18 protein-coding genes are annotated in these 19,311 nt (G+C 43.7%); 2 read left to right on the top strand and 16 right to left on the bottom strand.

The features are described 5' to 3' along the window. Positions 1 to 9: 9 nt before the first annotated feature. A complete protein-coding gene (locus BVG16_RS08130) occupies positions 10 to 714 on the bottom strand; it encodes a hypothetical protein (RefSeq protein WP_078498059.1) in 705 nt (234 codons plus the stop codon). 216 nt (positions 715 to 930) lie between these two features. Further along, on the bottom strand, positions 931 to 1,566 hold the full coding sequence (locus BVG16_RS08125; protein ID WP_078498058.1) for an NAD(P)H-binding protein: 636 nt from the start codon (positions 1,564 to 1,566) through the stop codon (positions 931 to 933). Between the two features lie 217 nt (positions 1,567 to 1,783). Here BVG16_RS08125 and BVG16_RS08120 point away from each other — a divergent pair, with 217 nt between their 5' ends. Continuing rightward, positions 1,784 to 2,407 (top strand): TetR/AcrR family transcriptional regulator, encoded by a 624-nt coding sequence (locus BVG16_RS08120; RefSeq protein ID WP_078498057.1) that lies wholly within the window; start codon positions 1,784 to 1,786, stop codon positions 2,405 to 2,407. 321 nt (positions 2,408 to 2,728) lie between these two features. Here BVG16_RS08120 and BVG16_RS08115 read toward each other — a convergent pair whose 3' ends face one another. The 7 genes from BVG16_RS08115 to BVG16_RS08085 form a co-directional block, all read right to left on the bottom strand. Continuing rightward, on the bottom strand, positions 2,729 to 4,468 hold the full coding sequence (locus BVG16_RS08115) for an ABC-F family ATP-binding cassette domain-containing protein (protein WP_078498056.1): 1,740 nt from the start codon (positions 4,466 to 4,468) through the stop codon (positions 2,729 to 2,731). Between the two features lie 674 nt (positions 4,469 to 5,142). Then, positions 5,143 to 6,246 carry a GTP pyrophosphokinase gene (locus BVG16_RS08110; protein WP_078498055.1) on the bottom strand — a complete coding sequence of 368 codons (1,104 nt, stop codon included), beginning with the start codon at positions 6,244 to 6,246 and terminating at the stop codon, positions 5,143 to 5,145. Positions 6,247 to 6,562: 316 nt separating this feature from the next. Next, positions 6,563 to 7,042, bottom strand: coding sequence for a 23S rRNA (pseudouridine(1915)-N(3))-methyltransferase RlmH (gene rlmH, locus BVG16_RS08105; RefSeq protein ID WP_078498054.1), 480 nt, complete (start codon positions 7,040 to 7,042; stop codon positions 6,563 to 6,565). Positions 7,043 to 7,893: 851 nt separating this feature from the next. After that, positions 7,894 to 8,808, bottom strand: a complete 915-nt coding sequence (locus tag BVG16_RS08100) for an SPOR domain-containing protein (RefSeq protein ID WP_078498053.1) — start codon at positions 8,806 to 8,808, stop codon at positions 7,894 to 7,896. Further along, positions 8,789 to 9,325: a sigma-70 family RNA polymerase sigma factor gene (locus tag BVG16_RS08095; protein ID WP_078498052.1), complete on the bottom strand. Its 537-nt coding sequence runs from the start codon at positions 9,323 to 9,325 to the stop codon at positions 8,789 to 8,791. The genes BVG16_RS08100 and BVG16_RS08095 overlap by 20 nt, the downstream gene beginning before the upstream one ends. A 190-nt stretch (positions 9,326 to 9,515) precedes the next feature. After that, the gene (locus tag BVG16_RS08090) at positions 9,516 to 9,683 is read right to left on the bottom strand and encodes a CxxH/CxxC protein (protein ID WP_078498051.1); all 168 of its coding nucleotides are present in this window, start codon (positions 9,681 to 9,683) and stop codon (positions 9,516 to 9,518) included. 55 nt (positions 9,684 to 9,738) lie between these two features. Continuing rightward, positions 9,739 to 10,980 (bottom strand): S1C family serine protease, encoded by a 1,242-nt coding sequence (locus tag BVG16_RS08085; protein WP_144027329.1) that lies wholly within the window; start codon positions 10,978 to 10,980, stop codon positions 9,739 to 9,741. Positions 10,981 to 11,147: 167 nt separating this feature from the next. On the opposite strand from BVG16_RS08085, the gene BVG16_RS08080 reads away from it, so the two are divergent. Further along, the gene (locus BVG16_RS08080) at positions 11,148 to 11,354 is read left to right on the top strand and encodes a hypothetical protein (RefSeq protein ID WP_078498049.1); all 207 of its coding nucleotides are present in this window, start codon (positions 11,148 to 11,150) and stop codon (positions 11,352 to 11,354) included. On the opposite strand, the gene BVG16_RS08075 is transcribed toward BVG16_RS08080, so the two are convergent. From BVG16_RS08075 to BVG16_RS08045, 7 genes are all read right to left on the bottom strand, one after another. After that, a complete protein-coding gene (locus BVG16_RS08075; protein ID WP_078498048.1) occupies positions 11,323 to 12,129 on the bottom strand; it encodes an MBL fold metallo-hydrolase in 807 nt (268 codons plus the stop codon). The two genes, BVG16_RS08080 and BVG16_RS08075, sit on opposite strands and share 32 nt — an antisense overlap. A 6-nt stretch (positions 12,130 to 12,135) precedes the next feature. Beyond that, entirely contained in the window at positions 12,136 to 12,885 is a 750-nt protein-coding gene (gene yycI, locus BVG16_RS08070; protein ID WP_078498047.1) for a two-component system regulatory protein YycI, read from the bottom strand. 32 nt (positions 12,886 to 12,917) lie between these two features. After that, complete coding sequence (locus tag BVG16_RS08065) at positions 12,918 to 14,201, bottom strand: YycH family regulatory protein (protein WP_078498046.1); 1,284 nt, start codon at positions 14,199 to 14,201, stop codon at positions 12,918 to 12,920. Then, complete coding sequence (gene walK, locus BVG16_RS08060) at positions 14,198 to 16,033, bottom strand: cell wall metabolism sensor histidine kinase WalK (RefSeq protein WP_078498045.1); 1,836 nt, start codon at positions 16,031 to 16,033, stop codon at positions 14,198 to 14,200. The genes BVG16_RS08065 and walK overlap by 4 nt, the downstream gene beginning before the upstream one ends. Before the next feature lie 4 nt (positions 16,034 to 16,037). Then, positions 16,038 to 16,769 (bottom strand): response regulator YycF, encoded by a 732-nt coding sequence (gene yycF / locus BVG16_RS08055; RefSeq protein ID WP_078498044.1) that lies wholly within the window; start codon positions 16,767 to 16,769, stop codon positions 16,038 to 16,040. Between the two features lie 143 nt (positions 16,770 to 16,912). Further along, positions 16,913 to 18,385: a peptidoglycan DD-metalloendopeptidase family protein gene (locus BVG16_RS08050; RefSeq protein ID WP_078498043.1), complete on the bottom strand. Its 1,473-nt coding sequence runs from the start codon at positions 18,383 to 18,385 to the stop codon at positions 16,913 to 16,915. 237 nt (positions 18,386 to 18,622) lie between these two features. Next, positions 18,623 to 19,279: a hypothetical protein gene (locus BVG16_RS08045; RefSeq protein WP_078498042.1), complete on the bottom strand. Its 657-nt coding sequence runs from the start codon at positions 19,277 to 19,279 to the stop codon at positions 18,623 to 18,625. Between the last annotated feature and the right edge of the window lie 32 nt (positions 19,280 to 19,311).

The following is a 19,311-nucleotide window of genomic DNA, read 5'->3' as shown; positions in this document are numbered from 1 at the left end:
TCACCATAACTATAAGGCGTATATTCGATCTTTCAATTCACTAATGGATTTCATGATGGACGTGCAGGACTCCGTGTCATCAATTGATGCATGCCAACGTAAGGTGTCGATCCCTTTATAATAAGCCATACATAAGAATCTTTCCTTAAAATTTGGTATGACGATGCCCCTTTTCTTGCAATACTCGAACAACAATTCCGGGATGTGCAAGTACGGCTTATTCAAGTCCATAATGGCAAAATCGAGAAGGAAATCGCAAATGCCGGATCTGCTCCAGTCAGGGAACCCGACTGTCGTCTTGCCATCTGTGATCATATTGATGAAGAACGTATTGTTATACACCAAATAACGTTTTCCTTCACAATCCGGAATTCTGTCCTTCATTTCCTGTAAGTATTTTTCGAAGAATTCACGCTCAAGAACCGTTGTCTCAAACATCTCCTTCCAATTATACCAATAGCCCTCTTTATCTTCTGCGAATGTATCGATCAGAAATTCCCTACAGGTCCCATATTCCGTTTTACATTCCTCGTTGAACTCGCCATAGCCCTCTACTCCCGTTATATCGGAAGAATGAATTTCAAAGATCTTGTCAAAAAACAATTCATGGCAATCTACGAACTGTTCTGGGTTTAATTGATCTGCAACAAATCCATTCGGGGTCATACTAACCTTTTCAGAAAGCATCGATTTTATGATATTGTCCTTACCCATCTTTTTATCTCCCTTTCCATCTTAAATTAGGATTCATCAGGTGCGCATCTGATATAGGATAAGGATATCATTGGAATTATGAGGGGTATAGGCAGTGAATATCTTAAGCGAACTTTACATAGTCACCCAAAAAACTTGCCGTTATTTGAAATACGGTTCAGCTTAACGGTCTATCGGCAAAAAATCCGCCGCGGCGCTTATACAGAATTTAAATATTTAACCTGAAATAAGAGGGGTTTTTCTTAAGTATTTTTTATCATCGATTTGCCGAATTAAAAAACTGGCGATATCGTTATTCGTAATGAAATTACCTGGCATATCTAATTCATTTTCTTTTATTTTCCCCTTTTCTTTACCCTCCATAACAAAGGGTAGACGTACAAGCGTCCAATCCACTTGGCTTTTCTCTAATATTTTTAGTTCCCTTCTCTTATCTATAATCATCTTAGAAAAGAACAGTGCAAATAATCTCGCACCGATTTTATTCTTAATGCTCTTTTGATCCCCAGTTACATTGAGTGATCCACCTGTGACACCAATATATCTACAAATATCAAATTCATCCATGATATTTAGGATTTGTTCTGTTACCTGACTATATACCGGCTCTGCTTTTGCAGGTTGCCCAAAGGTATTCATGACTATATCGCAGCTTTTGAGCACCGTTCTCAAAGAAATCACATCCAGCACATCACCTTGTATAATCTCTATACGATGGTCACGAAAAATCATATTATCTGGATTACGCACGAGCATCCGAACGTGATATCCATTTTCAACCGCTCTTTTCGCGATATACTTTCCCACCCTCCCGGTTCCACCAATAATGGCAATTTTACGCGTCTGTAGCACAATTACCCCTCCTTATACTTACCCGTGAATATATTTAATAGAGTTTCAAAAAAATCTATTCTACAAGTAGTTAAATAATGTACACATTGTTGATTAACACTCTACATGTTCATTATAATAAACAGAGTATTAATAACAATCACCAATCGTTTTGGAATTGTTCATTATTCAACAATAAGCAGGAAAATGTTCAAGGTATACATAAGGATGTGCAAAAATGATCTTAAAGAAAACTGACCGTCGAATTATTCGAACGAGGAGAATGATTATGGAGGCCTTTACCCTACTAATGGAGGAAAAAGGATTTGAAGCCATAACAGTTAGTGACCTGACAGAAAAAGCCGATATTAATAGAGGAACATTCTACCAGCACTACAAAGATAAATACGATTTGCTGGAACAAGGTGAAGAAGAGATTTTTGAAGGGCTCAAAAAAATTGTAGATACTTTCTGGCACAATGCAAACTATGATGATGAAGAAGTAATGAAAGTGGATGATTTGTTGCCTTTAACAATACAGTTATTTGAATTTATTGGTGAAAATTCTAAATTCATAAAGATTCTATTGGGGCCAAAAGGGAATCCCGCTTTTCAGAACAAGTTAAAACATGTGATTAAGGACAACCTGCTTCTTAGATTCTCGCAATTTCTTAAAGAAGATAATGTGATCGTTCCTCCAGATTATTTACTAGCTTATATCAGTTCAGCTCATCTTGGTCTTATTCAACATTGGTTAGAATGTGGAATGGATAGGTCACCAGAAGATGTTGCACGCATTTTATCACAAACAGCTATTTTCGGCCCTGTTAAAGTATCTGGAATTCAAAATTTTCAAGGATAATCATGGATTTTCGCTCTCTTTTTCCTTGCTTATGTCTCTCTGTTCAGCATGCTCAGATGAGGATTATCAAATCAAAGCAGGAGACAACTTCCACGATTTCAGCAACGTCTGACTGAACCGCGGACTACCAACCAAAAAAGTTGATCAAGCCATGGTCGGCATGATCTATATACAGGCTACTGCGAGCATTTCCCAAAAAAATTTCGCCCTACTTATGATACGGTTCAGCATATCATCTATTGAGCGAAAGAGAAGGCACCCGATCGGGTGCCTTCTCTTCTAATTCCTGTGGGGTCTTCATTTCAATCAGAGGATCGTAATTTAAAGCAACTTAATCAGCTCTTCTAGCTCATCAACTAATACTTTTGCAAGTTCAAAATCAGTATCTTTTAAAGCCAATTCTATTTTCATTTCAACTGATTTTTTATTTTGTTCAGTTTCTAAATAGTCTCTATCAAAATGACTAGCATAAATCATCTGTCTAAATTTTCGCATGCTCATTTTTCTAATCGTCTTATCGTTAATGATTAAAACATATTCCATACCATTTACAACAGAATAGAAATCATGAGATATCATGAGAATCGCACCTTTATAATCTTCAATGGCTTTTTCCAGCGCGATTTGTGTATAGGTGTCTAAATGGCTTGTAGGTTCGTCAAGAAGCAATACGTTTGCCTTACTAGCAGAAACTTTAGCCAATTGGAGTATATTTTTTTCTCCACCAGATAAAGATGCTATCTTCTGATTAACGATTTCTCCTTCAAAGCCATAGTGTGATATATACGATCTAACCTCATCATAAGTGCTAAACCCAGCATCAATGAATTCTTCTAGTATTGTATTAGAATCCTTTAACACTTCGCCTTGAAGCTGAGATAGATAAGTCACTTTAGCATCCGCATTTATTTCAATGGAATCATGATTATTGTTAAAGATATCTCGGAGTAAAGTCGTTTTTCCGGTACCGTTTGGACCGATAATGGCTACTTTATCCGTAGATTTTATCTCAAAGCTAACATTGTCTAACAGCAGCTCATCAAAGGCAACACTATAATTACTGACATTTACAACAATGGTGTCTTCAATCTCATGATCAATATCAAAACTAATATTCGGTTGCTTAATATCAACAAATGGCGCTTTAATTCTACGCGCTTCCAATCTCTCTTGAAATCTAACTCTAGCTTTTAACGCTCTCCCTCTAGATGCTTCTGAATTAATAGTTGCGATAGCTCTAAGATTATCAATAATGTTATCGTATCTCTCAATTTCTTCTTGTTCAGCGACTGCGATTTCTTGCAACTCAATTTTTGTCTGAAGTAATGAGAAATTATACTCAATATATCGCCCATCAAACTCTTGGATCTCCATGTTTTCAAGGTGAATAATTTTGTTGAAACAATGATTCAATAGATATCGGTTGTGGGTAACAACTAGCAGTATGCCTTTGTGGGAATTAATAAGATTTTTAAGCGCATTTAGGTTTTCAAAATCTAAAAATACATCGGGCTCATCCATAATCATCAAGTCGGGGCTACTAAGCATCTCCTTCATCACTTGAATAAGTTTGAATTCTCCACCACTCAGCTCGGATACCCTAACATCTTTTAGCTTCATGAGGTTTGCTAGATTTAGTTTTTTATTAATGTTGCTTTCAAAATTATCGCCGCCGATTGCATTAAACGCGTCTAAAGCTAATTGGTACTTTTCGAGTAACGGCTCAATATCCGATGATGTTTCCATTTCAGTACAAAGAGATTGTATTTCATTTTGTATTTGAATAAATTCTTCCCCAATATATTCAAAAACGGTTGTTTCTTTCGTTTTGTCTAGTTGGGAGAACTGACTTACATACCCTATTGTGCAGGTTGGATCTATCTCTAACTTGCCCTCGAACAAATATCTTTCTGGATCCATCAGTATATCGATCAGTGTACTTTTACCACTGCCACTTGTTCCTATAAAAGCGCAATGCTGTGCCTCTTCTAACGTAAATGAAATGTTTGTATATAGTTCTTTTTGTGGAAATGAGAAGGATAAGTTTTCAACTTTTATCATAGTGTTACCTTTCTTTATAACTAAATTTGTGACTATTAATAAAGTATCGTAGAGCATAGAGTTTGAGTTTACCGTTGTTAGAGTAACACTGTTTACAACCAACTACAATCCATTTATATTCCCATACGGTTCACCGTATCACTGCAAAAGCGAATAAACTCTTCAAGGATAAAAGAGGTCACGCCCGATCGTCGGTTCGAGCAGAATCATGCAAGAGCAATCTGTGCGCGTGGAATTCCTCGGTTAGCAGCAAGAAGCAGCTTCGCTCGGCTTGCTGATCACAAGCAAATCGAAGCGGCGACCAATGACAAAATGCACCGTTTAACAACATGGTGATTTCCATGTTGTTAAACGGTGCTTCCAAATAAAAAAATTATTTACAAGTTATACTTCGCCCTACTTATGATATGGTTCACCGTAATGTATATAAGCACAAAGTTAAGTTTGAACACAAGGTATACATATCAATATAAAAAACTACTCTTTGTATAAGACTATTGCAATAGTGGTATTCCAAAAACTAAGGAGAATAAATATGTCTCTCTAAACAAAACGAGCCTTAGAGGCGATTCTAAAGGCTCGTTTTGTTTTTGACTGTACTTTGATCTAAAGAATTAGACTTTTGCAACAGTCACCATAACGGATTGAATTCTTTGAACATAACTTATCTTTTATTAAATTATTGTAGTTAGGTGCTCCACTTCTGTATCTATATCTATATCATCTTCAACACTTATATGAACACCATATTTTGTAAAAACATCAATATTAACCCCAGCATGCTTCAGCATAATTGCTGTTCCATACTCAATTGCATACCAATTATTTTTCCAGGCGTGATCAAAGTATTTATCTATGTCTGTAAATAACATTATGTGTCTGAGATACGACAAATAGTTAAATTCAATATCGGAATCCGCAATGAATTTCAAAGGGTTATCCTTTATTATCTGATCAAGTTCGTATATGCTGTTAATGCCAAACGCTACAAGTTCATCAATAACTTTTTCTTCTCCACCGTTGAAGGTTGCTTGTACTTTTCCTATTGCGACTAGGTGAGCAAGCTTTTGTGACAAATAGTTTGTTAGAGATGGTGTATTAATAGGGATGTCTAAGTCACCCTGTTTAGTTTTTTCTAAAACCTCACTATTATATTTATCTAGCGTTTGTACTATAGAATTAAACTCTCTGTCTACAAGTTCAAGTGTTGCGGATGCTAAAGCAAACCTTCGCTCTATGTCATACTCTGATGGAAATTCCCCTTTAAATTTGTAGCTTCTATCATGAGCAATGTCTGCCCAAGCATGTTCTAAGATCGTCCTTATTTGAATTTCAAAGGTTAAACCTTCAAACCACTTGAATTCAGGTAATCTGGACCTATCATCAGTTAGTGTAGCAACATAATGAACCGATCTGTAGCCTACTCTGTCTATACCTAATTCCATACTTTTATCAGCACTATTATTTTCATCTATTTTGAACAGGGGTTTTATTACCTCACAGCAATCATTAACTTCCGATTTAACATAAGTAATAACTCGAATACCAGCTAAGTCCTGAATTTGATTAATTGGATCATTATATTTATCTTTTGAAGCTTTTTTCATGAAACTATCAATTTCTTTTGCTCTACTAGAAATTGAATAGTAAGTAATCCCTGCAGAATCCAAAACATCTTTAATAATAGATTCAACTTTCATTGCAAGACTAGAATACATAGGTTTTTTACTCTTATACCACTGTTTTATCTCATCTAAGTTTTTAATATTCACTGGCATATGTCCTCTGCCCCCTCACATTTACCAATCTACCATTTTGATTTATTTCCTTCCCTATCTTATAAGAAAGGACTCCAAGGAACATGAACTGGGCTGCATTCCAATCACACTACTGCCTCAGTTTTTTCACCGTATCCATGTCTTCCAAATTCCAAAAACGTATAATAATTATATCACGCATTTGGAAAACATTGTCGATTTTGTCACACAAAAATCCCCCTTGAGTCCGTCTCTAGGGGGATAAACATAACTCTATTGTCTCTTCTTCCATCATCCTACGTTTCTCTCTATCCTTCTTTATACCCAATTTTTCGCCCTACTTGTGATACGGTTCCCCCCGATTAATCTTCACCGCTCTATAAATCTGTTCCACGAGCACCAATCGCATCAATTGATGCGGCAGTGTCATACGGCCGAAGGAGAGTTTCGACTGCGCACGGGACAGCACCGCTTCCGAGAGGCCGTTCGAGCCGCCGATCACGTAGGCGATGGTACTCGTACCGTAGGTTCCGAGCTTGTCCATATGTGCAGCGAGGTCCTCGCTCGACCACAATTGGCCGCCGATCGCGAGAGCGACAACATGGGTGTCAGGTTTGATATACGCCAAAATTTTGTCGCCTTCCTTCTCTTGCACTTGGCGCATTTCCGCATCGCTCATGTTCTCCGGCGCTTTCTCGTCAGGTACCTCATGGACAGATAACTTCACATATGGCGCCAATCGCTTGCTATATTCGGCAATCCCCTGCACCAAATATTTTTCTTTCAACTTCCCTACACACACGATCTGTATATTCAACGGAATCTTCCCTTCTTTTATGCATAAATACACATCATTTCAATCGCATTATTATACCACAATGGGTTATATATTCAGATGTAGAGGATTCATATATCTGCTGAAAACCGCATAATACCGCCTTTTTACAATAGTGGTTCTATCTAGTATTACTATAGATTTTATGGGTAGTTGTATACAGCACGCACCCGTGTCGGACCTCATGAAAAAGCTGTAGAATTTTGCGGTGAATATCCGGTCGAAATCATGTAAAAACGGTCGATTTGGGGCGAAAATGCGAAAAAAGAGGGAGGGGATGTCGTTTATTATGACGTAGTATACAAATCATCCCAAATATACCCTGACAAACATGACATATACCTAACACAATTTAATTTTCATACGTAATGTTGATGTTAAGTATTTTTGTGCCAAATTGAACGCTATTCCCTCACCGTTTTCAATGGATTTTCTTGATATGGGATACGTATGAACGATAAAAAACGCTTTAAAAACGACGTTGTACAATAGGCTGTACGATTAACACGCAAATTACCCGCCATAAGCGGATAAAGGGGGAAAGAGTACCGTAGTTGACGCAGAATTTGTTCCGGAGCTGAGGAATGAAGCCATTAGCATTAAATTTAGATTTAGATTTAGATTTAGAATTGGATTTAAAATTAGATTTAGATTCAGATACAAAAAAAGAGAAGCTCCGACGCATGCACTCCCTTATGAACCGACCTTCCAATTCAAAGTCGTAAGAGTGAACACCATCAAAACTTCTCTTCAAGCCTTTCTAACCCAACATCCATCGTTCATATATTACGCGTATATCTCTGTCTTCACTGTTACTCCAAAGGTACCTTATCTTACCGCGCTGCCGGACGTTGTCCCTCTGCTCTTTCTGCGACATAGAAGCTCTCAGCATCGGGTACCTCTGCTTGGATTTGCTTCAGCTGCTTCGCAGCTTCTGCCTCTGTTGTGAATGGTCCCATTTGTAGGATATACGTTCCCTGCTGATCTTTCTGGAAGCTGACGCCATCATAAGAGAATAAGTATTCTTCCAAGATCGCTAACTGCTCGCCCATCTCATAAGATCCGCTTTGAATAAAGTACGCTGATTCCGGTGTTCCTGCTTCCTTCGAATCCTTCGCTTTTGCAGTCACTTGAATCATTCCCGGTTCTTTATACTCGGATACCGAGACATCTACATCCTGCGTGAACTCCACGGCAAAACGATACGCGGAATCATCCATCGTGATAATACGATAGACATCCTTCACAAATGGCATTTGACGGAACTCTTCCGCTGCCGCCTGTGCATCAAATTCACGTACTCCATTGAATTCAAATGTTAACCGGTATGGATATTTCTCGTATTTCGTCACATAAGCCGGTACATCTGAAACCAATTCTTCATTCATTTTAAAATGAATATCAATCGTGTTCTCCTTGTCCGAACCCACGGTTATCTTCGTTCCATCCGTCACCTGACCTCCAGACTGCTCTTGCTGATGCGTAAAGTCCAGAACCTTCACCAGCTGGCCGATCACTGGGATATTCTCCAATCCCTTCGCCATCACAGGCACATTCGCTGCGACCGTTAGGAACAATCCGCCCCCAATAATCACCGCTGCTGCCGCTTGACCCCAAGTGCGATAAGGATTTCTTCTTTTTGGGAGAGGCATTGCATTCGAGTGTGCTACCCCTTTTGCGATTCCGCGATCGATAAAATCATCTAATTCCTTAGGGATGGTTAGCGTGTCATATTCTTTTAATTCCATATTGACGTCCTCCTTCTAAAATAGCCTTGACCTTATCCAACGCACGATAGTGCTTGGTCTTAATCGTATTCTCTGATTTCCCCAGCTGCTTCGCGATGTGAGCAAACGTTAAGTCGCCAAAATATTTGAGCGTTAATATTTCCTTCTCATCTTCCTTCAACTGGTCTATAGCCTCATATAAATCCAAACGATCTTCAATCCCGGTTTTCTGCGGTGCGGCAATCTCTTGATCAACCTCTCCCGTGAGGACCATCCGCTTGCGTTTACGGATTAAATCAATCGCTTCATTGATAACAATGCGAACTAACCATGTATCGAAATACTCCGTATGCTTCAGCTTATCTAGGCTGATATAACTCTTGTAAGTTGCCTCAGATACGACTTCTAGCGCCAATGCCTCATCCTTTACATAGCAGTAAGCTACCTTATATAATTTCTCTCCACGGCTCTTGATTAATGTCGCAAAGCTATCGTTATTGCCTGATTTAGCCTGTTGTATCAATTGTTGATCATTCATTATCTATCACCCCTTCGCCTTCACTTACACCTGTTAGATGGGGAACGACGCCTAATAGTTTCATTTCTTATTTTGGAATAAATAAAAAAAGTCATGCATGCGAGAACGCTTCGATATTCGTAAGTTCATAGATAAAAAAAAAAGAGCCCAATGCCATTGGACTCTTCCCCTTAAAAAACGTATTCAAACGCTACACAATCAAGTACTTCGCTTCCTGATCGCATTCCATGCATTTCACAGGCGGCTTCCATTCAGGGAAGTCCACTTCGTTCAGATCAACGACATCCGGCGCATCTTCAAATTCATCTACGAAACGATCGATCGCTAATTCAACATGATCTTTGCATACAACGTACATTCTCTACGTCCCTCTTTCTCTTTGGTGCTATTAGATTATCCGAATCCAGACTTCCCTACTCCTGCGGTCGGTCTCCAAGCGTCACATTCGCCGTGCGCTCTTCGCCGTCGCGATAATAGGTCACTGTCATCGTGTCGCCAACTTTTTTCTTGGTGAACAAATACTTACGCAGTTCTACGGTCGTCGGGATCGGCTGATCATCGAACTTCACCAGCACATCATTCAGCTTTAATCCGCTCTTCTCGGAGGGACCGGCAGCTTCCATCACGATGACGCCATCCTTCACCGAAGCCGGCAGCTTCAAGTCTTTACGTTGTTCATCCGTGATCGGTGCATACGTACTGTTCAAATCGATCGTGTATACGCCCATATAAGCTCGTATCACGCGTCCATCATGGATTAGAGCATTCGCAATATCCATCGCGTTATTCATCGGAATCGCAAATCCGATCCCCTCGACGCCGACGTCCGCAATCTTCATCGCGTTGACGCCGATCACTTGCCCTCGCAAATTCACGAGCGCACCGCCGCTGTTGCCGTCATTGATCGCCGCATCCGTCTGAATGACCTCACGCTCCCAATCATAGGTTCCATCGCCACTCAGCGATATTGGGACACTCATCAGCGTCTTACTCACGATCCCTGAGGACAGGGATTCGCCGAGGCCTAATGCATTCCCAATCGCGAGCACCGTCTCCCCGCGCCGCAGCTTGGCTGAATCACCAATCTCCGCGGCTTTCGGCAGCCCTTCATCATCGACCGAGATCACCGCAATATCCGAGGTGAAATCTTTACCAACGACTTTGGCGATTTTACTCTGTCCATTATTCAGAACGATCTCCAACTCATCCGCACCGTCAATAACATGAAAGTTCGTGAGAATTAAGGCGCGTCCATCTTCTTTTTTGAAAATAATGCCGGAACCAAGTCCTGCTTCCACGGACGCGCCGTCTTTCTTCTGCCGATTCACGATACTGACGACCGAAGGACTGACTTCATCTGAAACTTGTATGATACGCTCGTATGGGTCTCCCGCATAGGCCGATTGCCCGCTGCCTGGAGCGCCGCTTCCTTGCGCCAGCGTGGTTGCGGCGCGGTTATCGCCGACGCCTGTAATCCAGCTAAATAATAAAATTGCAACCGTCGCACTGCTAACGGAGCTGACGACGGATATTTTTAAGGTTGACCAGCGTGGGCTGGGTTTTTTTGAAAGAGTAGTTGTTGCTTTACGAGCCCTGAATTTTTTTACTGCGCGAGGAATCTTAGGTGAGTAGAAATCATCATCAAAAAAGCTCAACCGGGCCATCTCCTCTCTCATTGTGCAAAAATAATAGGAATGTTTTGAGGTATAACTGCCTACACTAGTAATAGAGAAACTAGATACATAGAAACGAAGTGAAAACTTTCATTCTATTACACCCTATCATAACACAAAAAAACATCGAAAGGAGACGAAATCCGATAATGAAATCATCCCATTCGACATTCGATCAAGTCCAAATTGTCGGCAAGCTTGCCGACCTGAAAGAGGAGCATTATCGCAATACGCTGGCCTTATGCACCCTTATCGAACTGCTGGTCGACAAAGGTTTATTCACACGGGAAGAAATTGCCGCGAAGGCGAACGAAATCGACCAAATTATGGTTTACCCACCCTATCCCATGGTGTAGGTTGGTCATAGTACGTATCTCGCAACTGAAATTCATCTTCTTTGAAAAAGATGCCATGATCTTCCATGACATCGCGCACGGTCATTTTCGCCAAATCCATCATATTATGTTCGCGGCTTAAATGCGCCAAATACGTACGTTTGGTATTACCCGTCATCAGTTGGCTGAGCGCTTCGCCTGAAGCCTCATTCGACAAGTGACCCACGTCGCTTAGAATGCGCCGCTTGATATTCCAGGGATACCGCCCCATGCGCAGCATCTCAACATCATGATTGGATTCGAGTACGAGCACATTGGAATCCGATATGGCGTCTCTCACTTTATCACTCATATAGCCTAAGTCTGTCGCTAGACTCAGCTTCTCTTCTCCATCGTAAAAGCAATAACCGACAGGCTCGGCTGCATCATGCGAGATCCCGTAGGATTCCACGCGGAGCGTTCCGAAATCACGAGCTTCACCCGTCTGCATCACAACCTTCTTCTCATCGGCAATCTTCCCGATATGCTTATCTAACGCGCCCCATGTCGCTTCATTCGCATAGACTGGTAAATCATACTTACGTGCAAGTGCGCCGAGTCCTTTGATATGATCGGAGTGTTCGTGTGTGATCACAATGGCGTCGATGGACGTCGGATCGACTTCCCGCTCCTTGAATAGCTCATCCATGCGCTTCGCGCTCATCCCTACGTCCACAAGCACGGTAGCTGATTCATTCTGTACGACTGTCGCATTGCCGGTTGAACCGCTCGACAACACGGTAAACTGCATCCCCATGTTTCATTACTCCTTCTGCTCTTCTCCCTTAGGATGATATACTTCACCGCTAATCGCGTTCATGTAGTAAATATCACCACTCTCCAAGACGAAGCGCCATGCCGGCGCCGTAACTAACGTTTCATTGTAAACCTGCCCATGATAACCTAAAGTAACCTCTTTGATGATAGATCCTGCGGGCAAATACTTCCCGATGAGCGAATCGAGCGCATTGGTCGCAGAGATGACCTTCTGCTGCTTCTCATTTTTCCCCTTGGATTCCAGCTCTTTCACCATATTTTCACGATAGCCAAGAATATTCTGGTTCGCATAGAACAGCTCCATCCGCACCTCGAACATCGGCCATTTCCCATCTAACATATAATTCAGCGCAAAAATGCCATCTAAGCTGGTTAACGGATCGTAGGAATATTGTTCGATACTAGGTATTTGATCCTTCAAGGCTTTGCGAAGTTCTTTCTCGGTAAAAATCAATCGGCTCGGCACTGGCTTCGCCAAATCGATCCGCTGCCCTTCTTGCACATTATCGACGAACTTAAATGTCCGCTCCGGCAAGGCCGGCGTCTCCGATGGAATCTTCGCCTGTACCTGAATCGATTTCTTCTCCATGCTCAGCTTCGTATCCTCAGTCAAGGAGGTCCAATCCAGGTTCGAGGTTAGCTGTTCCCTCACATCCAACCATAGCTGGTAACCGAGAATAATATTGAGAATCAGAAAAGCTAATATTAAGACGCTCTTGGCGCGACCCCAATCCATGGACAACCTCCTTCAACCTCATATTTTCATCGTTATTTCAAATAATCCATGGTCCCGTCTTCGAACCGCACCGCCCATGTCGGAATCAGGCGAATCACTTTGTCCGCAAGAACAGGACGATAAGCCGGGAATATCCATTTCACTTTGCTTTTCGATTCGTTCAAATACCTCTTGAACTTGGTCGCCAGCTCATCGCCGCCAGGTAACGTTACTAATTCCTTCGAGGAGGCCTTCTCCTGCAGATTAATTAAGGAACGCTCATATTTCGAGACCACACCTTGCTGCACGACCAGATGAATGCTGCCGAATCGGAATGTGGAATCTGCCACGATCGGATAGGCACCATAATATTGCTGGAAATACACATCGCTGCCGTCATTCTGATTCATCGAAATGGCAAGTCGATGCGTCCCGTTCCAACCCCCATGCTGATTGACGAATTGCACGGCAGACATGACGCTCTCGCTGACATCATTGGATCCTTCTACCTTCGCGACAGGGTCGGAATACGATACCCATTGATGCTCAGGCCGAACCTGCAGGCTCCGCTTGCTGTCTGTGAAGATCTCGGAACCGTCCTTCTCCTGAATGTCTCTCGTCGTGCTTGGATCAGGGAATAGATTCTTCTGCATCTGCTCTGCAGTGAATAGATTATACGGCACTTCAACTTGCACCATATTTAGCGGCGCATCCGGCAGGTAATACTCATTGTAGAGCAACCGGTAGCTGTCCCACGCCTGCCCGAACTCCACATGCTGCTTAATATCTTGAACGGTCAAATCGGCCTTCAAAGCCTCGTAGACGACATTATCCTTGGTACTGAAGAACAGCGCTCGCACCGTCTCCTTATTGTCGGAGGTAAAGATCCAGATCCGGTTAATCATTTCATCACCGAAAACTTGATCCCCCTGAATCTGCATCACTTTACGCAGCAAGGTGACAGGAACGCCTTGACCGAACACCAGCTCAATGCCTTGATCCTCGTTCCGAATCTTGTTCAGATCAAGCATTTGAACTTGCGTGCGTTGGAACCCGTCGAACTTCCGGCCTTGCAGACGCTTATAAATCTCTTTGTAAAAGATATAATCCGGCGAAAACACCGTATGTTTGCCAGCGCCCAAATGCAGAATCATCTGTTCCGGAAAAATCAGATTCTCAATCTTCTCCTCCGGTCCCATCGTCTCTGTCTTAACATAATCGCTATCCGTCTTCTGAATCGGGTCAAAGTTCGGCATGCTATAGGATAAGAAATACGTCTGTACTAAACTGAGTACCACCAAGAGCGTCAGCACAATGGTCTTCGCCTTCTCCATCATTGCGCCTCACTCCCTTCCTGCGGTGTATAGATTGTAAATGTCACTTTGGTGCCGACATTCAGCTCCGATTCCAATTGCATGGTACCGCCGTGAGCTTTGACAATTTCCCGGGCAATCGAGAGGCCCAGTCCTGTGCCGCCCATACTGCGGGACCTCGCTTTATCGACGCGATAGAACCGGTCGAAGATGCGATCGATATCTTTCTTCGGAATCCCGATACCTGTATCTTTTACCGAAATCGCAATCCGATCAGGCCCGTCCTTGTAGGCTTCGAGCTCGATCAAATCGCCTTCCTGCGTGTATTTGATGGCATTGGATACGAGATTATCGAGCACTTGATCGATCTGATCACGGTCTAACTGGATCGTATGAATGCCTTTCTCGATTCGAACATTGGATTTGATGCGCTTCTGCTTCATTTGGAAGGAGAAGCGATCCTTCACTTCTTCGAGCATCTCTTCGATACTCGTCGGCTTCTTCCGCAAGATAGCTTGCTTCGAATCCAGACGCGAGAGGTGGAGCAAGTCCGTCACAAGGCGAATCATCCGCTCGGTCTCGTTCCGAATAACGCCGACGAAGCGATTCGCCAGCTGCGGTTCTTCGAGTGCACCGTCATCCAAGGCCTCCACATAACTCTTAATCGTTGTTAGAGGCGTCCGCAATTCATGCGATACGTTCGCAACGAACTCACGACGGGATTGCTCCAGCTTCTCCTGCTCCGTGACGTCTTGAAGCACAACGATCGTGCCTGTAACCCCTTCGCCCCGACGGTGTATCGTCGAGAACATGACACGCATGATTAGCTCCTCTTCGTTGTCTAATCCGATATTCATCAGCATCGAAGGTCTGGACTCTTGCTCCAATGCATTCATCCGTTCCATGGAGATGCCGAGCAGCTTCGTAATGTCATGATTTTCAAGCTCGCCCTCATCCACCTGCAGCATTTCCTTAGCACGACGGTTCATAACGATCACTTTGCCTTGCTCATCCGTAGCCAATACTCCGTCACTCATATTCGTCAGGACCGTCTGCAGCCGTTCCTTCTCTTCCTCATGCAAGGAGAGGGCGTTATGGAGACGCTGGGTCATATAGTTAAACGCTTCGCTCAGCTGCCCGATTTCATCGGTGCCAAGCACAGGCGCCCTTTGGTCGAACTCTCCTTCCGCCACCGCGGTAGCGTGCTTCGTAATTTCCTTAATCGGACTTGTAATGGTATGCGCTAAGATGACTCCAAGGAGTGCCGTTAATCCCAGCGCGATCAAAGTTCCCGAGATAAAGATATTATTGATCCGCTCCATCGTGTCGTACATTTCTTTCATGGATGCCACGATATATACGGCTCCAAGTACCTTGGTACCATTCATGACTGGTTTCGCGATAATCTTCTTCCGTGTCCGATTCTCATCGATCATCTCGTCTTCATTATCCCGAATACCTTGCAGCGCACGGCTGACCACGGTCTGCGTATTCTTGCGGCCAATATATGCTTGATGGGCTTGAAGCGACGTTGTTAATACCTTGCCGCTAGCATCCAGTACTTGAATTTCACCATCATTGATATTGAATAGATCGCGAATAACATCGTGCAGATCATCAATGGTCAGGTTATGATCCCCTGTCAGTTCTTCGGACTTCGGATTCAAATATTTGACGGCAATCCCCGCCAGAAGCTCGCCTTTGCCATTCAAATCACGGGTGAAGCTGCTCGTTAGGGAGTTTTTCATCACACTCACGAAATACACACCAATGAGCTGCATCGCAATTAAGATGAGCAGCACGTAGATAATGATGAGCTTCGCTTGAATCGTGCGAAAAAAACGAATCCACTTCATGAACTTACAGTCCTCCCGTTTTTGGGTTGCGCATCATATAGCCAAGGCCGCGTCGCGTTGTAATATATTCCGGCTTGCTCGGATCATCCTCAATCTTCTCGCGTAACCGTCGGATCGTGACATCCACCGTTCGCACGTCACCGAAATATTCGAAGCCCCATACCGCTTGCAGCAAATGCTCGCGCGTCATGACTTTACCGCCGTTCCGAATCATGTAATGCAATAGTTCAAATTCGCGGTGTGTTAAATCTAACGGCTCACCATTTTTATAGACCACATACATATCCGTATCGATAAATAAATTATAATATGGCACGCCCGTCTTCTCATCTTCTACTGCGGTGTCTACCGCGGCAATCTGCGCAGCCTTGGTCTGACGGCGAAGGTGCGCCTTCACTCGCGCCAACAATTCCCGCGTACTGAACGGCTTCGTCACGTAATCGTCTGCGCCAAGCTCAAGCCCAAGCACTTTATCAATTTCCGTATCCTTCGCCGTTAACATGATAATTGGCGTCGTATGCAGATGCTGACGAACCTCGCGGCATACGTCCATGCCGTCTTTGACCGGAAGCATGAGATCGAGCAAGATGAGATCCGGATTTTCTTTTAATGCGAGATCGACAGCCGCCCCTCCGTCAAAAGCACAAATGACCTGATAGCCCTCTTTTTCCAAGTTGAATTTCAATATATCTGCAATCGGCTGTTCATCATCCACAACAAGAATTTTTCCGAACATTTGATGCACCGCCCTTACTGTTTAAATGATACTCCTATTCTAACATACCGAGACAACCCATATCTAACAGGAAAAAGCACCCTCGACTATGAATCGAGCGTGCTTCCTTTATGATTAATAGATAATAGCAAATGATGTAAGGCTTACAAAAAGCTCATTGGGTTCCGTAACGAACCATTTTTATGGATTTCAAAGTGTAAATGCGTTCCTGTCGAACGACCGGTGTTCCCCATAATCGCGATGGCTTGTCCTTTTTCAACGACAGCGCCTTTTTTCACCTTGAAGCTATCTAAATGTCCGTATAGCGTTTCATAGCCGTTCTTATGGTTAATAATGATTACATTCCCATAACCGCTCTTCGTGCCTGCGAAGGAAACGACGCCGTCATCGGATGCTTTGACATTGTGGCTGCCTGTGATGTCGATTCCTTTGTGCATACGACCCCAACGAGTACCGTATGGACTCGAGATGCTTGCACTGCTAACCGGCCAAGCAAAGTTACCTGAACCTTCACCCACCACAACTTTCGTGCCGCGAACAATAATTTTGGAGACAGCCGGTGTAATGACTTTCTGTCCAAGCCATTGTTCAATGACGAGATCGCCATTATGCTTGGTAAGCATATACGACATTTGCTTCAAGCCGCTTTTCCCTTCACGAACGACTTTGGTCTGACCCGCACGCATGCTCGGATCCGTCCGATTCTCGGTCAACGGTTCGATCACAATGTTCTCCGTTACCTTCTCAACGGTCGAGACGGTTAGGGCCGGCTTGGAAACCGTCAGATCCAAATTCATGCCAATCTTCAAATTGAATTCGTCCACTTTCGGATTATTGTTATATATAACCCCTTGCGAGACATTGAATTTATGTGCAATTCCGGAGATCGTATCTCCGTCTTTGACGGTGTACTTGATTGGCGATATCTCGCCCTGCGCAAGGAGATTATAGGATTCCTCCGCGGTTAAAATCTTAGAAGGATCTACTTGAGTATCCTCTGTAGCTACCTTCTCAACGAATCCCACCGATTCCACGCGGGACATCTTCGTCTTCGTAGGTGCCGTTGCTGCGGACGTCGACTTCACCGATAAGGCCTTGACTTGCTTCGTTGCTGCCGTCGATTGCGGCTGGTATTTGCTCTTGACCTTCGCAAGAATGGTATCAGCCGTCTCCTGATCCTTCACTACACCAACAACCTTACCATTAATCTTCAAAGAAACCCCCGTCGCTGTCGGGACGAGCAAATCGCTTAATTTGTCGATCGTCTCGTTGCTATTGACCGTTGGTTTATATTGTTTATCGGCTGCGTATGTGATTTTATCTGCATTTAGTGTCATATGTACACCAGGGTACTTCTGCTCCACTTCTTTGGTCTTGATCGTAACCAGTTGATCCACAAGCGCCTTGTTGTTCACCGTTCCAATCTCTTTGCCATCCATATATACTTTATAGAATTCAACTGTATTTGCCGTAACATACTGGTTCCCCGCGAAAGCGGCTACACCAATAAAGACTAAACTGCCTACAGCAATCGTAAGTTGTTTCTTCGAACGTTTCATCCACTCGGGTATAGTAATTCTGCTAAGCCATGATTTTTCTTCTTTTACATCAGACATACGCTTCTCCTTTTCGCTAGAATTTTCAATTTCGTTTCTAAAAGGTGTCAAAATTTTAACCTTTTTGTCTACGAGACTACTTTACCACAGCTTTCCTACCAAATTCAACTCTATGAGTAGGCTAATAGTATCGTTCCATGATTTGTCGAAATTGGAAAAAGCGTGCCTTCCGCCTTAGTTCTTAAGGTTGGGGTAGGGCACGCTTCATGAAAGCTTTACATTAGTGTATACCAATACTCAATACTGTTTCAACATTTCGATAAGCTTATCGTACTCTTCACTGCTGACATACTTAGCAATAATTTGCTCCACTTCCTGCAGCTCGGTCTCGGTCAGGCCATCCTCTACCGCTGTCGAGATCTTCTGCATTTCCTCCGCTGGGATCTTGGCCATCAGCGAGAGGAACAGCTTGTCTTTGTCAGCCGAAGACAGCTGATCCTTCCTCTGCGCGATCTCGTCGCGCGAGATGACGACGCCTTCCTCCGGCGGCGTCGCGGTGTTCGGCAGCGCCTGATCGGCGGCGCTGCTATCGGCGCCTGTGGCGCCCGCGGCACCGCCCTCCGCAGGGGCGGTGCCGGTCTTGCCGGCGGCTGCGTCATCGCCGCCGGCTGCCGCTGGAGGCGCCGTCACCCCGCCCATGGCGGGGACGGCGTCGCCTTGCGGCTTAGGGGTAGACGACGAGCCTGCGTCGTCTGCCTTCTTGGGCGGCGTGGTGCTCGCGCCGCCCCACAGCTGTGACAGCGCGAAGGGTGTGCCTTCGAGCTGGATGTTGAACTTCTTCAATACGCTATCTATATACGAATTGACAATCAATCCTGTCGTAATGACTGTCACGGTGCTAACGACAACGACGAGCCCAACGATTTTTGCGAACCATGCGAAGACTTTGACCATCTCCCATTCCTCCGTTTCCAGTTGCAGACATA

The organism is Paenibacillus selenitireducens, assembly GCF_002021565.1.
In the GTDB taxonomy this organism is placed as follows: domain Bacteria; phylum Bacillota; class Bacilli; order Paenibacillales; family Paenibacillaceae; genus Paenibacillus_K; species Paenibacillus_K selenitireducens.
Note: the sequence above shows the minus strand (reverse complement) of the source record. Positions and strands in the feature narration are given on the sequence as shown.

Excerpts from the sequence above, each read along its gene's own strand:
- BVG16_RS08130 (WP_078498059.1), bottom strand. The coding sequence starts at position 714 with ATGGGTAAGGACAATATCATAAAATCGATGCTTTCTGAAAAGGTTAGT.
- BVG16_RS08120 (WP_078498057.1), top strand. The coding sequence starts at position 1,784 with ATGATCTTAAAGAAAACTGACCGTCGAATTATTCGAACGAGGAGAATG.
- BVG16_RS08115 (WP_078498056.1), bottom strand. The coding sequence starts at position 4,468 with ATGATAAAAGTTGAAAACTTATCCTTCTCATTTCCACAAAAAGAACTA.
- BVG16_RS08110 (WP_078498055.1), bottom strand. The coding sequence starts at position 6,246 with ATGCCAGTGAATATTAAAAACTTAGATGAGATAAAACAGTGGTATAAG.
- BVG16_RS08100 (WP_078498053.1), bottom strand. The coding sequence starts at position 8,808 with ATGGAATTAAAAGAATATGACACGCTAACCATCCCTAAGGAATTAGAT.
- BVG16_RS08095 (WP_078498052.1), bottom strand. The coding sequence starts at position 9,325 with ATGAATGATCAACAATTGATACAACAGGCTAAATCAGGCAATAACGAT.
- BVG16_RS08090 (WP_078498051.1), bottom strand. The coding sequence starts at position 9,683 with ATGTACGTTGTATGCAAAGATCATGTTGAATTAGCGATCGATCGTTTC.
- BVG16_RS08080 (WP_078498049.1), top strand. The coding sequence starts at position 11,148 with ATGAAATCATCCCATTCGACATTCGATCAAGTCCAAATTGTCGGCAAG.
- BVG16_RS08075 (WP_078498048.1), bottom strand. The coding sequence starts at position 12,129 with ATGGGGATGCAGTTTACCGTGTTGTCGAGCGGTTCAACCGGCAATGCG.
- yycI (WP_078498047.1), bottom strand. The coding sequence starts at position 12,885 with ATGGATTGGGGTCGCGCCAAGAGCGTCTTAATATTAGCTTTTCTGATT.
- BVG16_RS08065 (WP_078498046.1), bottom strand. The coding sequence starts at position 14,201 with ATGATGGAGAAGGCGAAGACCATTGTGCTGACGCTCTTGGTGGTACTC.
- walK (WP_078498045.1), bottom strand. The coding sequence starts at position 16,033 with ATGAAGTGGATTCGTTTTTTTCGCACGATTCAAGCGAAGCTCATCATT.
- yycF (WP_078498044.1), bottom strand. The coding sequence starts at position 16,769 with ATGTTCGGAAAAATTCTTGTTGTGGATGATGAACAGCCGATTGCAGAT.
- BVG16_RS08050 (WP_078498043.1), bottom strand. The coding sequence starts at position 18,385 with ATGTCTGATGTAAAAGAAGAAAAATCATGGCTTAGCAGAATTACTATA.
- BVG16_RS08045 (WP_078498042.1), bottom strand. The coding sequence starts at position 19,279 with ATGGTCAAAGTCTTCGCATGGTTCGCAAAAATCGTTGGGCTCGTCGTT.